The sequence below is a fragment of the Citrobacter amalonaticus genome, assembly GCF_018323885.1.
Lineage (GTDB): Bacteria > Pseudomonadota > Gammaproteobacteria > Enterobacterales > Enterobacteriaceae > Citrobacter_A > Citrobacter_A amalonaticus.
Window position 1 is genome coordinate 1 of sequence record NZ_AP024585.1, and the last position, 13,464, is coordinate 13,464.

At 54.4% G+C, this 13,464-nt stretch carries 11 protein-coding genes; 10 read left to right on the forward strand and 1 reads right to left on the reverse strand.

Annotation, left to right across the window (positions count from 1 at the left end; all coding sequences use genetic code 11):
• Nucleotides 1–31: 31 nt before the first annotated feature.
• From dnaA to KI228_RS00050, 10 genes are all read left to right on the forward strand, one after another.
• The gene (dnaA, locus tag KI228_RS00005) at nucleotides 32–1,441 is read left to right on the forward strand and encodes a chromosomal replication initiator protein DnaA (protein WP_042998735.1); all 1,410 of its coding nucleotides are present in this window, start codon (nucleotides 32–34) and stop codon (nucleotides 1,439–1,441) included.
• A 4-nt stretch (nucleotides 1,442–1,445) separates the two neighbouring features.
• Nucleotides 1,446–2,546: a DNA polymerase III subunit beta gene (dnaN, locus tag KI228_RS00010; RefSeq protein WP_042998734.1), complete on the forward strand. Its 1,101-nt coding sequence runs from the start codon at nucleotides 1,446–1,448 to the stop codon at nucleotides 2,544–2,546.
• 146 nt (nucleotides 2,547–2,692) lie between these two features.
• On the forward strand, nucleotides 2,693–3,766 hold the full coding sequence (recF, locus tag KI228_RS00015; RefSeq protein ID WP_042998733.1) for a DNA replication/repair protein RecF: 1,074 nt from the start codon (nucleotides 2,693–2,695) through the stop codon (nucleotides 3,764–3,766).
• 28 nt (nucleotides 3,767–3,794) lie between these two features.
• The gene (gene gyrB, locus KI228_RS00020) at nucleotides 3,795–6,209 is read left to right on the forward strand and encodes a DNA topoisomerase (ATP-hydrolyzing) subunit B (protein WP_042998732.1); all 2,415 of its coding nucleotides are present in this window, start codon (nucleotides 3,795–3,797) and stop codon (nucleotides 6,207–6,209) included.
• A gap of 204 nt (nucleotides 6,210–6,413) precedes the next feature.
• On the forward strand, nucleotides 6,414–7,226 hold the full coding sequence (gene yidA, locus KI228_RS00025) for a sugar-phosphatase (protein WP_061069412.1): 813 nt from the start codon (nucleotides 6,414–6,416) through the stop codon (nucleotides 7,224–7,226).
• 247 nt (nucleotides 7,227–7,473) lie between these two features.
• Nucleotides 7,474–8,163 carry a D-galactonate utilization transcriptional regulator DgoR gene (gene dgoR, locus KI228_RS00030; RefSeq protein ID WP_042998730.1) on the forward strand — a complete coding sequence of 230 codons (690 nt, stop codon included), beginning with the start codon at nucleotides 7,474–7,476 and terminating at the stop codon, nucleotides 8,161–8,163.
• Nucleotides 8,160–9,038, forward strand: a complete 879-nt coding sequence (locus tag KI228_RS00035; protein WP_061069410.1) for a 2-dehydro-3-deoxygalactonokinase — start codon at nucleotides 8,160–8,162, stop codon at nucleotides 9,036–9,038. The genes dgoR and KI228_RS00035 overlap by 4 nt, the downstream gene beginning before the upstream one ends.
• Nucleotides 9,022–9,639, forward strand: coding sequence for a 2-dehydro-3-deoxy-6-phosphogalactonate aldolase (locus KI228_RS00040; RefSeq protein WP_042998728.1), 618 nt, complete (start codon nucleotides 9,022–9,024; stop codon nucleotides 9,637–9,639). The genes KI228_RS00035 and KI228_RS00040 overlap by 17 nt, the downstream gene beginning before the upstream one ends.
• Nucleotides 9,636–10,784, forward strand: coding sequence for a galactonate dehydratase (gene dgoD, locus KI228_RS00045; protein WP_061069409.1), 1,149 nt, complete (start codon nucleotides 9,636–9,638; stop codon nucleotides 10,782–10,784). Before KI228_RS00040 ends, dgoD begins: the two co-directional genes overlap by 4 nt.
• 226 nt (nucleotides 10,785–11,010) lie before the next feature.
• Nucleotides 11,011–12,303, forward strand: coding sequence for an MFS transporter (locus KI228_RS00050; RefSeq protein WP_141227364.1), 1,293 nt, complete (start codon nucleotides 11,011–11,013; stop codon nucleotides 12,301–12,303).
• Here the strand turns inward: KI228_RS00050 and cbrA are convergent.
• Nucleotides 12,300–13,406: a colicin M resistance lipid reductase CbrA gene (cbrA, locus tag KI228_RS00055; RefSeq protein WP_042323508.1), complete on the reverse strand. Its 1,107-nt coding sequence runs from the start codon at nucleotides 13,404–13,406 to the stop codon at nucleotides 12,300–12,302. The two genes, KI228_RS00050 and cbrA, sit on opposite strands and share 4 nt — an antisense overlap.
• Nucleotides 13,407–13,464 lie beyond the last annotated feature (58 nt).

Genomic DNA, 13,464 nt, shown 5'->3' on the forward strand with positions numbered 1-13,464 from the left:
TTTATCGACTTTTGTTCGAGTGGAGTCCGCCGTGTCACTTTCGCTTTGGCAGCAGTGTCTTGCCCGATTGCAGGATGAGTTACCAGCCACAGAATTCAGTATGTGGATACGCCCTTTGCAGGCGGAACTGAGCGATAACACGCTGGCTTTGTATGCGCCAAACCGTTTTGTGCTCGATTGGGTAAGAGACAAGTACCTTAACAATATCAATGGGCTGCTGAATAACTTCTGCGGTGCAGATGCCCCGCAACTGCGTTTTGAGGTCGGGACGAAGCCCGTCAGCCAGACGCTGAAGGCGCCCGTGAACAACAACGTCGCCGCACCGGCTCAGGTGGCGCACCAGGTTCAGCCGCAGCGCGCGTCGCCTGTCGCGGCGCGTCCTGGCTGGGACAATGTGCCTGCGCCGGCAGAACCCACCTATCGCTCTAACGTTAACGTCAAACACACGTTTGATAACTTCGTTGAAGGTAAATCCAACCAGTTGGCTCGCGCGGCGGCGCGTCAGGTGGCGGACAATCCTGGTGGCGCCTATAATCCGCTGTTCCTTTATGGCGGCACCGGTCTGGGTAAAACCCACCTGTTGCACGCGGTGGGAAACGGCATTATGGCGCGCAAACCTAATGCCAAAGTGGTGTATATGCACTCCGAACGCTTTGTCCAGGACATGGTAAAAGCCCTGCAAAACAACGCGATCGAAGAGTTTAAACGCTATTATCGTTCCGTCGACGCCCTCCTCATCGATGACATCCAGTTCTTCGCTAATAAAGAACGATCTCAGGAAGAATTTTTCCACACCTTTAACGCCCTTCTTGAAGGTAATCAGCAGATCATTTTGACTTCGGATCGTTATCCAAAAGAGATCAACGGCGTTGAGGATCGTCTGAAATCCCGCTTCGGCTGGGGGCTGACGGTGGCGATCGAACCGCCAGAACTGGAAACGCGCGTGGCGATCCTGATGAAAAAGGCCGACGAAAATGATATTCGTCTGCCGGGTGAAGTGGCCTTCTTTATTGCCAAGCGTCTACGCTCTAACGTGCGTGAGCTGGAAGGGGCACTGAACCGTGTGATTGCCAACGCCAACTTTACCGGTCGGGCGATTACCATCGACTTCGTTCGCGAAGCGCTGCGCGATCTGCTGGCGTTACAGGAAAAACTGGTCACCATCGACAATATTCAGAAGACGGTGGCGGAGTATTACAAAATTAAAATTGCGGATTTGCTGTCCAAGCGTCGTTCTCGCTCGGTAGCGCGTCCGCGTCAGATGGCCATGGCGTTGGCGAAAGAGCTCACCAACCACAGCTTGCCGGAAATTGGCGATGCGTTTGGTGGCCGCGACCACACTACGGTGCTTCATGCCTGCCGTAAGATTGAGCAGTTGCGTGAAGAAAGCCATGATATTAAAGAAGATTTCTCAAACTTAATCAGAACATTATCTTCGTGACGCTATGAAATTTACCGTTGAACGTGAACATTTATTAAAGCCGCTTCAGCAGGTCAGCGGCCCGCTGGGTGGTCGTCCTACGCTGCCTATTCTTGGCAACCTGTTGCTGCAGGTGGCTGACGGTGCGCTTTCGCTGACGGGTACCGATCTTGAAATGGAAATGGTGGCCCGCGTTGCGTTGATTCAGCCGCATGAGCCCGGCGCCACCACTGTCCCGGCGCGGAAGTTCTTTGATATCTGCCGTGGCCTACCGGAAGGGGCGGAAATCGCCGTCCAGCTGGAAGGCGATCGCATGCTGGTACGTTCGGGCCGCAGTCGTTTTTCGCTGTCCACGCTGCCTGCCGCCGACTTCCCGAATCTGGATGACTGGCAGAGCGAGGTAGAATTCACCCTGCCGCAGGCGACGATGAAGCGTCTGATTGAAGCCACGCAGTTCTCCATGGCTCATCAGGACGTGCGTTACTACTTAAACGGCATGCTGTTTGAGACCGAAGGTGAAGAGTTGCGTACCGTGGCAACTGATGGTCACCGTCTGGCGGTTTGCTCTATGCCTGTTGGTCAGTCGCTGCCCAACCATTCGGTGATCGTGCCGCGTAAAGGTGTGATTGAACTGATGCGTATGCTCGACGGCGGCGATAACCCGCTGCGCGTGCAGATTGGCAGCAACAACATCCGCGCACACGTTGGCGACTTTATCTTTACGTCTAAGCTGGTGGACGGCCGTTTCCCGGATTACCGTCGCGTACTGCCGAAGAATCCGGATAAACATCTGGAAGCCGGCTGCGATATCCTCAAGCAGGCTTTTGCCCGCGCGGCGATCCTGTCGAACGAGAAATTCCGCGGCGTGCGTCTGTATGTGAGTGAAAATCAGCTCAAAATCACGGCGAACAACCCGGAACAGGAAGAAGCCGAAGAGATTCTGGATGTCACCTACCCGGGGACTGAAATGGAGATCGGCTTTAACGTCAGCTACGTATTAGATGTCCTGAATGCGCTGAAGTGTGAAAACGTGCGCATCATGCTGACTGACTCCGTGTCGAGCGTACAAATTGAAGATGCGGCGTCGCAAAGTGCGGCTTACGTTGTTATGCCAATGAGATTGTAGAATCTGAAAGGGGCTGGTTTACTTGCCATTTCGTTTCCCGGCAGTGCTCGAAATGCTCACGTACTTCGTGTACGCTCCGCTTTCTGTGCGCTGGCGGTAAACGAACTGACTGCGACACTCACGCCCCCTGGATGATGCTCTGAAATATGTCGCTATCCCGACTCTTAATCAAAGATTTCCGCAATATTGAAAATGCGGATCTCGCGTTATCCCCCGGCTTTAATTTCCTGGTTGGCGCGAACGGCAGCGGTAAAACCAGCGTTCTGGAAGCCATCTATACGCTCGGCCACGGCCGGGCGTTTCGCAGTTTGCAGATTGGTCGCGTCATTCGTCACGAGCAGGAGTCGTTTGTTCTTCATGGGCGATTGCAGGGAAATGAGCGGGAAACCTCGATTGGGTTAACCAAAGATAAGCTGGGTGACAGTAAAGTGCGTATCGACGGCACTGACGGCCACAAGGTGGCGGAGCTGGCGCTGTTGATGCCGATGCAACTGATCACCCCTGAGGGGTTTACTTTACTCAACGGCGGCCCCAAATACAGAAGAGCGTTCCTCGATTGGGGATGCTTTCACAATGAAGCTGGATTCTTCACCGCCTGGAGCAACCTGAAGCGTCTGCTCAAGCAGCGCAATGCGGCGCTGCGCCAGGTGAGTCGTTACGAGCAACTGCGTCCGTGGGATAAAGAACTGATCCCGCTGGCGGAACAAATCAGCACCTGGCGCGCGGAGTACAGCGCCGGTATCGCACAGGATATGGCGGATACTTGCCAGCAGTTTCTTCCTGAATTTTCTCTCTCCTTCTCTTTTCAGCGCGGCTGGGAGAAAGAGACTGATTATGCCGAGGTGCTGGAACGTGGTTTTGAACGCGACCGCATGTTGACTTACACCGCGCACGGCCCGCATAAAGCGGATTTCCGCATTCGCGCCGACGGTGCGCCGGTAGAAGATACCTTGTCGCGTGGGCAGTTAAAGCTGCTAATGTGCGCCTTACGTCTGGCGCAAGGGGAGTTCCTCACCCGTGAAAGCGGGCGGCGGTGTCTCTACCTGATAGATGATTTTGCCTCAGAGCTTGATGATGCGCGTCGCGGTCTGTTAGCCAGTCGATTAAAAGCGACACAATCACAGGTCTTTGTCAGCGCAATCAGCGCTGAACACGTTCTGGACATGTCGGACAAAAATTCGAAGATGTTCACCGTGGAAAAGGGTAAAATAACGGATTAACCCAAGTTTAAATGAGCGAGAAACGTTGATGTCGAATTCTTATGACTCCTCCAGTATCAAAGTCCTGAAAGGACTGGATGCGGTGCGTAAGCGCCCGGGTATGTATATCGGCGATACGGATGACGGCACCGGTCTGCACCACATGGTATTCGAGGTGGTAGATAACGCTATCGACGAAGCGCTCGCGGGTCACTGTAAAGACATTATTGTCACCATCCATGCCGACAACTCTGTCTCCGTACAGGATGATGGACGCGGCATCCCGACCGGTATTCACCCGGAAGAAGGCGTATCGGCGGCGGAAGTGATCATGACCGTTCTGCACGCAGGCGGTAAATTCGACGATAACTCCTATAAAGTCTCCGGCGGTCTGCACGGTGTGGGTGTCTCCGTGGTGAACGCCCTGTCGCAGAAACTGGAACTGGTTATCCAGCGCGATAACAAAATCCACCGTCAGATCTACGAGCACGGCGTTCCGCAGGCACCGCTGGCAGTCACTGGCGATACCGATAAAACCGGTACGATGGTGCGTTTCTGGCCGAGCCACGAAACCTTCACTAACGTCACGGAGTTCGAATACGAGATTCTGGCGAAGCGTCTGCGCGAACTGTCGTTCCTGAACTCTGGCGTCTCTATTCGCCTGAAAGACAAGCGCGATGGTAAAGAAGACCATTTCCACTATGAAGGTGGCATCAGGGCGTTCGTTGAGTATCTGAACAAGAACAAAACGCCAATCCACCCGAATATCTTCTATTTCTCCACCGAAAAAGACGGTATCGGCGTGGAAGTTGCACTGCAATGGAACGACGGCTTCCAGGAAAACATCTACTGCTTTACTAACAACATTCCGCAGCGTGACGGCGGTACGCACCTGGCAGGTTTCCGTGCGGCGATGACCCGTACCCTGAACGCCTACATGGACAAAGAAGGCTACAGCAAAAAAGCGAAAGTCAGCGCTACCGGTGATGATGCCCGTGAAGGTCTGATTGCCGTGGTGTCCGTGAAGGTGCCGGATCCGAAGTTCTCCTCGCAGACCAAAGATAAACTGGTCTCCTCTGAGGTGAAATCGGCGGTAGAACAGCAGATGAACGAACTGCTGAGCGAATACCTGCTGGAAAACCCGTCTGACGCCAAAATCGTGGTCGGTAAAATTATTGATGCGGCCCGTGCCCGTGAAGCAGCCCGCCGTGCGCGTGAAATGACGCGTCGTAAAGGGGCGCTGGATCTGGCGGGTCTGCCTGGCAAACTGGCGGATTGCCAGGAACGCGACCCGGCGCTGTCCGAACTGTACCTTGTGGAAGGGGACTCCGCGGGCGGCTCTGCAAAACAGGGGCGTAACCGCAAGAACCAGGCGATTCTGCCGCTGAAGGGTAAGATCCTCAACGTAGAGAAAGCGCGCTTCGACAAGATGCTCTCTTCGCAGGAAGTGGCGACGCTGATCACCGCGCTCGGTTGCGGTATCGGTCGTGACGAGTACAACCCGGACAAACTGCGCTATCACAGCATCATTATCATGACCGATGCGGACGTCGATGGCTCGCATATTCGTACGCTGCTGTTGACCTTCTTCTATCGTCAGATGCCAGAAATTGTTGAGCGTGGCCACGTCTACATTGCCCAGCCGCCGCTGTATAAAGTGAAGAAAGGCAAGCAGGAACAGTACATTAAAGACGATGAGGCGATGGACCAGTACCAGATCTCCATCGCGCTGGACGGTGCTACGCTGCACACCAACGCCAGCGCACCGGCGCTGTCTGGTGAAGCGTTAGAAAAACTGGTTTCTGAGTACAACGCCACGCAGAAAATGATTGGTCGTATGGAGCGTCGCTTCCCGAAAGCAATGCTGAAAGAGCTGGTGTATCAGCCGACGCTGACTGAAGACAATCTTTCAGACGAGCAGACCGTGACCCGTTGGGTGAACGCGCTAATTACCGAGCTAAATGAGAAAGAGCAGCACGGTAGCCAGTGGAAGTTCGATATCCAGCATAATACGGAACAGAATCTGTTTGAACCGATCGTGCGTGTGCGTACCCACGGTGTGGACACCGACTACGCGCTGGATCACGAGTTTGTAACGGGGGCGGAATACCGCCGTATCTGCACGCTGGGTGAAAAACTGCGCGGCCTGATGGAAGAAGATGCCTTCATCGAACGTGGTGAACGTCGTCAACCGGTTGCCAGCTTCGAACAGGCGCTGGACTGGCTGGTGAAAGAGTCACGTCGTGGTCTGGCTATTCAGCGTTATAAAGGTCTGGGCGAGATGAACCCGGATCAGCTGTGGGAAACCACCATGGATCCGGAAAGCCGTCGCATGTTACGCGTTACCGTGAAGGATGCGATTGCTGCTGACCAGTTGTTCACCACGCTGATGGGCGACGCCGTAGAACCACGTCGTGCGTTTATCGAAGAGAACGCCCTGAAAGCGGCAAATATCGATATCTAATCCCTGTCTATAGGCCGGATAAGGCGGTTTTACGCCGCCATCCGGCAAGATCCTGCGTGATGCCTGATGGCGCGTTGCTTATCAGGCCTACAATTGATCGTCAAAAGGGGAATCGTGATTCCCCTTCTTATCCCCCTTTTCGCTGCTGTTTTTTGAGCGGAATCGCGTTAGCATGAGTCAGGACTCATTGAATGCGGGGAATTCATGGCTATCAAACTCATTGCTATTGATATGGATGGCACCCTTCTGTTACCCGATCACACCATTTCACCGGCGGTTAAACGTGCGATTGCCGCAGCCCGTGAAAAAGGGGTAAACGTGGTACTGACCACCGGTCGTCCGTATGCGGGTGTACACAACTATCTGAAAGAGCTGCATATGGAACAACCCGGTGACTACTGCATTACCTATAACGGTGCGCTGGTGCAGAAAGCGGGCGATGGTAGCACTGTCGCACAAACCGCGCTGAGCTATGACGATTACCGCTATCTGGAAAAACTCTCCCGCGAGGTCGGCTCGCACTTCCACGCGCTGGACCGTACCACGCTGTATACCGCAAACCGTGATATCAGCTATTACACCGTACATGAATCCTATGTCGCGACCATTCCACTGGTGTTCTGCGAAGCGGAAAAGATGGATCCGCAAACCCAGTTCCTGAAAGTGATGATGATTGATGAGCCCGCGATCCTCGATCAGGCCATCGCCCGTATTCCGGCAGAAGTGAAAGAGAAATATACCGTGCTGAAAAGTGCGCCGTACTTCCTCGAAATCCTCGATAAACGCGTCAATAAAGGCACTGGTGTGAAATCACTGGCTGATGCGCTGGGCATCAAACCGGAAGAAATTATGGCGATTGGCGATCAGGAAAATGACATCGCGATGATCGAGTATGCCGGGCTTGGGGTAGCGATGGATAACGCCATTCCCCTGGTGAAAGAGATTGCCAACTTTGTCACCAAATCAAATCTGGAAGATGGCGTTGCGTATGCCATTGAGCAGCACGTCCTGAAGTAATCCCTCTGGATGGTTTGCCATGACCCGCGTTGATCGCGGGTTTTTTTATCCCCGCCGTTTACTCCTCATAACATTTTCATTACCGATTGTCGTTTTTGTGATCTAAATTGTAGTACAACATATCTATGTTGTACTACATTGAGCGCATCGCAACACTGTATAGCATCACGTTAGTACTACAAAAGTGAGGCGGTTTTCAGCAATAACGATAAAGTAGAGAGGACCTTCCAGAGCAAAAGGACTCTCCATGACTCTCAATAAAACCGATCGCATCGTGATCACGCTGGGTAAACAGATTGTCAGCGGTAAATACGTACCCGGGGCGGCGCTCCCCGCGGAAGCGGAGCTGTGTGAGGAGTTTGAAACCTCACGCAATATCATTCGCGAAGTGTTCCGCTCGCTAATGGCAAAGCGGCTGATTGAAATGAAGCGTTATCGTGGCGCCTTTGTCACATCGCGGAATCAGTGGAATTACCTCGATACCGACGTGTTGCAATGGGTACTGGAAAACGATTACGACCCGCGGCTCATCAGTGCGATGAGCGAGGTCCGAAATCTGGTGGAACCCGCGATTGCCCGCTGGGCAGCGGAACGCGCGACCTCGAGTGATTTGGCTGAAATTGAATCGGCGCTCAATGACATGATCGCCAACAACCAGGATCGGGAGGCCTTTAATGAAGCGGATATCCGCTATCACGAGGCGGTATTGCAGTCAGTGCATAACCCGGTTTTGCAACAGCTGAGCGTGGCAATCACTTCGCTTCAGCGGGCGGTATTTGAACGGACCTGGATGGGCGATGAAGCCAACATGCCAAAAACGCTCCAGGAACATAAGGCGCTATTCGATGCGATACGGCATCAGGATAGCAATGCGGCAGAGCAGGCGGCCCTGACCATGATCGCCAGCTCGACACGAAGGTTGAAGGAAATTACATGACAGCTCGCTACATCGCAATTGACTGGGGATCGACCAATTTGCGCGCCTGGCTTTACCAGGGCGACAAATGCCTGGAAAGCAGGCAATCAGAAGCAGGCGTTACGCGTCTGAACGGTAAATCCCCCGAGGCGGTGTTAGCAGAAGTCACACAAAACTGGCGCGACAGCGTCACACCGGTGGTCATGGCCGGAATGGTCGGTAGCAACGTGGGCTGGAAGATTGCCCCGTATCTGTCGGTTCCTGCCTCTTTCGCTGCCATTGGTGAGCAGTTAACGCCCATTGGCGACAATGTCTGGATAATTCCTGGCTTGTGTGTTTCGCGCGACGATAACCACAATGTGATGCGCGGCGAAGAGACACAACTGCTCGGCGCACGCACGCTTTCTCCTTCTTCTGTCTATGTCATGCCGGGGACGCACTGCAAATGGGTGCAGGCTGACGCAGAGCAAATTCACGATTTTCGTACCGTGATGACCGGTGAACTACACCATTTGCTCCTGCAACACTCGCTGGTGGGCGCTGGTTTGCCGGAACAGCAAACCTCTTCAGACGCCTTTGCCGCCGGGCTTGCGCGCGGGATCGACTCCCCTGCCGTTTTGCCACAACTTTTTGAGGTTCGTGCCTCGCACGTGCTGGGAAATCTCCCGCGCGAGCAGGTCAGTGAGTTTCTCTCTGGCCTGTTGATTGGCGCAGAGGTCGCCAGCATGCGTGATTTCATCGCGCACGAGCAGGCCATCACGATTGTCGCAGGCGCATCGCTGACATCACGCTATCAGCAGGCGTTCCACGCCATGGGGCGTGACGTTTCCGCGGTCCCCGGCGATACGGCATTTCAGGCAGGTATAAGGAGCATCGCCCATGCAGTGGCAAACTAATCTTCCGCTTATTGCGATTTTGCGCGGCATTACCCCCGAGGAGGCGCTTGAGCACGTTGGCGCAGTGATCGACGCCGGATTTGACGCGGTGGAGATCCCGCTTAACTCCCCCGAGTGGGAAAAGAGCATTCCGGCCGTGGTGGATGCGTTTGGCGATAACGCGCTGATCGGTGCCGGAACGGTATTACAACCGGAGCAGGTGGATCGCCTGGCGAAGATGGGCTGTCGGCTCATTGTGACGCCAAATATCAATGCGGAGGTCATTCGCCGTGCGGTGGGTTACGGCATGACGGTCTGTCCGGGATGCGCCACCGCCACAGAAGCCTTTACCGCGTTGGATGCTGGCGCGCAGGCGCTGAAAATTTTCCCGTCATCGGCCTTTGGACCGGATTACATCAAAGCGCTGAAAGCGGTATTACCCGCCAGTGTACCGGTCTTTGCCGTGGGCGGCGTAACGCCAGACAACCTGGCGCAGTGGATGAAAGCCGGGTGTGTGGGTGCGGGACTGGGCAGCGATCTGTATCGCGCCGGGCAGTCCGTAGCGCGCACCGCGCAGCAGGCGGCAGCATTTGTTAAGGCATATCGAGAGGCAGTGAAATGAAAATAACCAAACTCACCACGTACCGTTTACCTCCACGTTGGATGTTCCTGAAAATTGAAACCGACGAAGGTGTTGTTGGTTGGGGCGAGCCGGTGATTGAAGGCCGCGCCCGTACCGTCGAAGCGGCGGTGCATGAACTGGGCGATTACCTGATTGGTCAGGACCCGGCGCGCATTAATGACCTGTGGCAGGTAATGTATCGCGCAGGTTTCTACCGCGGCGGCCCGATACTGATGAGCGCCATCGCTGGCATCGACCAGGCATTGTGGGATATCAAAGGTAAAGTGCTGAACGCGCCGGTCTGGCAACTGATGGGCGGCCTGGTACGCGACAAAATCAAAGCCTACAGCTGGGTTGGCGGCGATCGTCCTGCGGAAGTGATCGACGGCATTAAGCAATTGCGGAATATCGGCTTTGACACCTTCAAGCTCAACGGCTGCGAAGAGATGGGCGTGATTGATAATTCACGGGCGGTCGATCGCGCGGTCAACACCGTGGCGCAAATCCGCGAAGCCTTTGGCAATGAAATTGAGTTTGGTCTGGATTTCCACGGACGCGTCAGCGCGCCGATGGCGAAAGTGCTGATTAAAGAGCTGGAGCCTTATCGCCCGCTGTTTATTGAAGAGCCGGTGCTGGCGGAACAGGCAGAGTACTACCCGAAACTGGCGGAACAGACCCATATTCCGATCGCGGCGGGTGAACGTATGTTCTCGCGCTTCGAGTTTAAACGGGTGCTGGAAACGGGCGGGCTGGCGATTTTGCAGCCGGACCTGTCACATGCGGGCGGTATTACCGAGTGTTACAAAATTGCCGCAATGGCGGAAGCTTATGATGTGGCGCTAGCCCCGCACTGTCCGCTGGGACCGATTGCGCTGGCAGCGTGTCTGCATGTCGACTTTGTTTCACGTAATGCCGTGTTCCAGGAACAGAGCATGGGGATTCACTATAACAAGGGCGCGGAACTGCTCGACTTTGTGAAAAACAAAGACGATTTCAACATGGAAGGCGGGTTCTTTAAACCATTAATGAAGCCGGGCCTTGGCGTGGATATTGATGAAGCCAAAGTCATTGAGCTAAGCAAAAATGCGCCGGACTGGCGTAATCCGCTGTGGCGTCATGAGGATGGTTCGGTCGCCGAGTGGTAAATGCGCGTCATACTTCGCGCTGGTGGTGCGTTGGCTGCGTTTTCTTACCCCGGTCACATACTTTTGTATGCTCCCGGGGATGCGAAAACTAGCCGCCTTCCCCCAGCACGAATTATTTAGCGCATTAGCGTAATTTTTTAATTTTAAAAATAAAACAAACACCCTCTGTAAATTACCGGGCATGGTGAGCGGCTTCGCTATGCCCTAAATCTGGAGACAGATTGCGATGGATATTCCAGTTAGTGCTGCAAAAACCGGGCGTCGCCGTTACCTGACGCTGATTATGATCTTTATTACCGTGGTCATCTGTTATGTCGACCGCGCCAACCTTGCGGTGGCGTCGGCGCATATTCAGGAAGAGTTTGGTATTACGAAAGCGGAAATGGGTTACGTCTTCTCGGCTTTTGCCTGGCTGTATACGCTATGCCAGATTCCGGGGGGCTGGTTCCTTGACCGTGTTGGCTCGCGCCTGACCTACTTCATCGCCATATTTGGCTGGTCGGTGGCAACCCTCTTCCAGGGTTTCGCCACCGGGTTGATGTCGCTGATTGGTCTGCGCGCGATTACCGGGATTTTTGAAGCGCCAGCCTTCCCGACCAACAACAGGATGGTGACGAGCTGGTTCCCTGAACATGAGCGCGCTTCCGCCGTCGGTTTTTATACTTCAGGACAATTTGTCGGTCTGGCATTCCTGACTCCGCTGCTGATCTGGATTCAGGAGATGCTGAGCTGGCACTGGGTGTTCATTGTCACCGGGGGAATCGGCATTGTCTGGTCGCTTGTCTGGTTTAAGGTGTATCAGCCGCCCCGTTTAACCAAAAGTATCACTAAAGCGGAACTGGACTATATTCGTGACGGCGGCGGTCTGGTGGATGGCGATGCGCCTGTTAAGAAAGAGGCGCGTCAGCCTCTGACTAAAGCAGACTGGAAGCTCGTGTTCCACCGGAAGCTGGTGGGCGTTTATCTGGGCCAGTTTGCTGTCACCTCTACGCTGTGGTTCTTCCTGACGTGGTTCCCGAATTACCTGACGCAGGAAAAAGGCATTACCGCGCTGAAGGCGGGCTTTATGACCACCGTTCCGTTTCTGGCCGCATTCTTTGGCGTGCTGCTTTCCGGATGGCTGGCGGATAAGTTGGTGAAAAAAGGCTTCTCGCTTGGCGTGGCGCGTAAAACACCGATTATCTGCGGCCTGTTAATCTCTACCTGCATTATGGGCGCAAACTACACTAACGATCCGGTGTGGATTATGACCCTGATGGCGATAGCGTTCTTCGGCAACGGGTTTGCTTCCATCACCTGGTCTCTGGTCTCTTCGCTGGCACCAATGCGTCTTATCGGCCTGACAGGAGGCGTGTTTAACTTTGTCGGTGGACTGGGTGGGATCACCGTTCCGCTGGTGATTGGCTACCTTGCGCAAGACTATGGATTTGGCCCTGCGCTGGTCTACATCTCCGTGGTTGCCCTGATTGGCGCTCTCTCTTACATCCTGCTGGTGGGCGATGTAAAACGCGTGGGCTAATACTCCTTTACCAGCCCGCCAGACGTTGCGGTGGGCTGGTCATCCTGGCTAAGTGGGATATGCGCGATGCCGCTTCGCATAATCGCGTTTCGCAATACGGGCGCCGTCAAACAGCGACTCTTCAGGATTTTGCCATATAGCTTGCAGCGCAATTTGCGGGTGGCTTTCCGGTAAGCGCGGTTAATATCCGGCGCATCCTTCATCAGTACGGACCTGAGGATCTCCGCACTATCCAGGGCGTAGCTAATTCCTTCCAGTGAACTGGCGCTGATAAATCCGGCTGCCTCGCCAATCAGAAACGCGTTCTCTTCGCCGCAGACGAAATCCGCCCAGCGCGACGGGAAGAGTACGGTACATTTCTCGCTTTTTACCGGCGTGCCGAAGCGGAATTGAAACGCAGTCATTTTCTCTTTCAGCGCCTCGAAGCGCGCCTGGCCATCCTTCATCGGATACGCGCCGCCAAAGATGAAATAGCCGTCTTTGCTGATACTCCAGGAGTAGCAGTCCGTTGCGGCGTTATCGAAAATACAGGCGTAAAACGGGACCGGATGACTTTCCGCGAACCACTGCTGGATGGCGACATATTTGCGAATCTGATGGTCCGGATAAAGATAGCGACGCACCAACGAGTTTGCCCCGTCGGCACCCACCAGATAGCGGGCGGTAATCTGCTGTTCCCAACCGTCGGCGCGAAAAATCACGTGCCACTTCCCCTCTTCTCGCCAGATTTTTCGACACAGGCTGTCGTGGTACACCTGTACCTCATCCGGGATCAATGATTTCATCCATAAATCAAAGGCATGACGATTAATATTGATGTAGCTGCGCTGGTAATTGCGCTTCAGCGATGCGTCGGCATCCACCGTTTTGACGCTGAAAATCTGCGGGTTGGCAATGACATCCACCGGTAGCGTGATCCCGTCGCGGATGAACGAACGCTGTGCGTCCGGCGCCAGTAAACCGCCACAGGGTTTTGTAAACCCCTCGTTGCCGCACTGCCGTTTTTTATCCAGCGCAAGCACACGCATCTTGCCGCTTAGTTTACGCGCCAGCGCTGCGCCGGCCGGGCCGAGACCGATAATCGCTACGTCGAAATGTTCCATCTCTTTATCCACAAAAATGAAGTTGGCACTACGCTAAAGCCTGAAAGTGAAGTCCTTG

Excerpts from the sequence above, each read along its gene's own strand:
- dnaN (WP_042998734.1), top strand. The coding sequence starts at position 1,446 with ATGAAATTTACCGTTGAACGTGAACATTTATTAAAGCCGCTTCAGCAG.
- recF (WP_042998733.1), top strand. The coding sequence starts at position 2,693 with ATGTCGCTATCCCGACTCTTAATCAAAGATTTCCGCAATATTGAAAAT.
- gyrB (WP_042998732.1), top strand. The coding sequence starts at position 3,795 with ATGTCGAATTCTTATGACTCCTCCAGTATCAAAGTCCTGAAAGGACTG.
- yidA (WP_061069412.1), top strand. The coding sequence starts at position 6,414 with ATGGCTATCAAACTCATTGCTATTGATATGGATGGCACCCTTCTGTTA.
- dgoR (WP_042998730.1), top strand. The coding sequence starts at position 7,474 with ATGACTCTCAATAAAACCGATCGCATCGTGATCACGCTGGGTAAACAG.
- KI228_RS00035 (WP_061069410.1), top strand. The coding sequence starts at position 8,160 with ATGACAGCTCGCTACATCGCAATTGACTGGGGATCGACCAATTTGCGC.
- KI228_RS00040 (WP_042998728.1), top strand. The coding sequence starts at position 9,022 with ATGCAGTGGCAAACTAATCTTCCGCTTATTGCGATTTTGCGCGGCATT.
- dgoD (WP_061069409.1), top strand. The coding sequence starts at position 9,636 with ATGAAAATAACCAAACTCACCACGTACCGTTTACCTCCACGTTGGATG.
- KI228_RS00050 (WP_141227364.1), top strand. The coding sequence starts at position 11,011 with ATGGATATTCCAGTTAGTGCTGCAAAAACCGGGCGTCGCCGTTACCTG.
- cbrA (WP_042323508.1), bottom strand. The coding sequence starts at position 13,406 with ATGGAACATTTCGACGTAGCGATTATCGGTCTCGGCCCGGCCGGCGCA.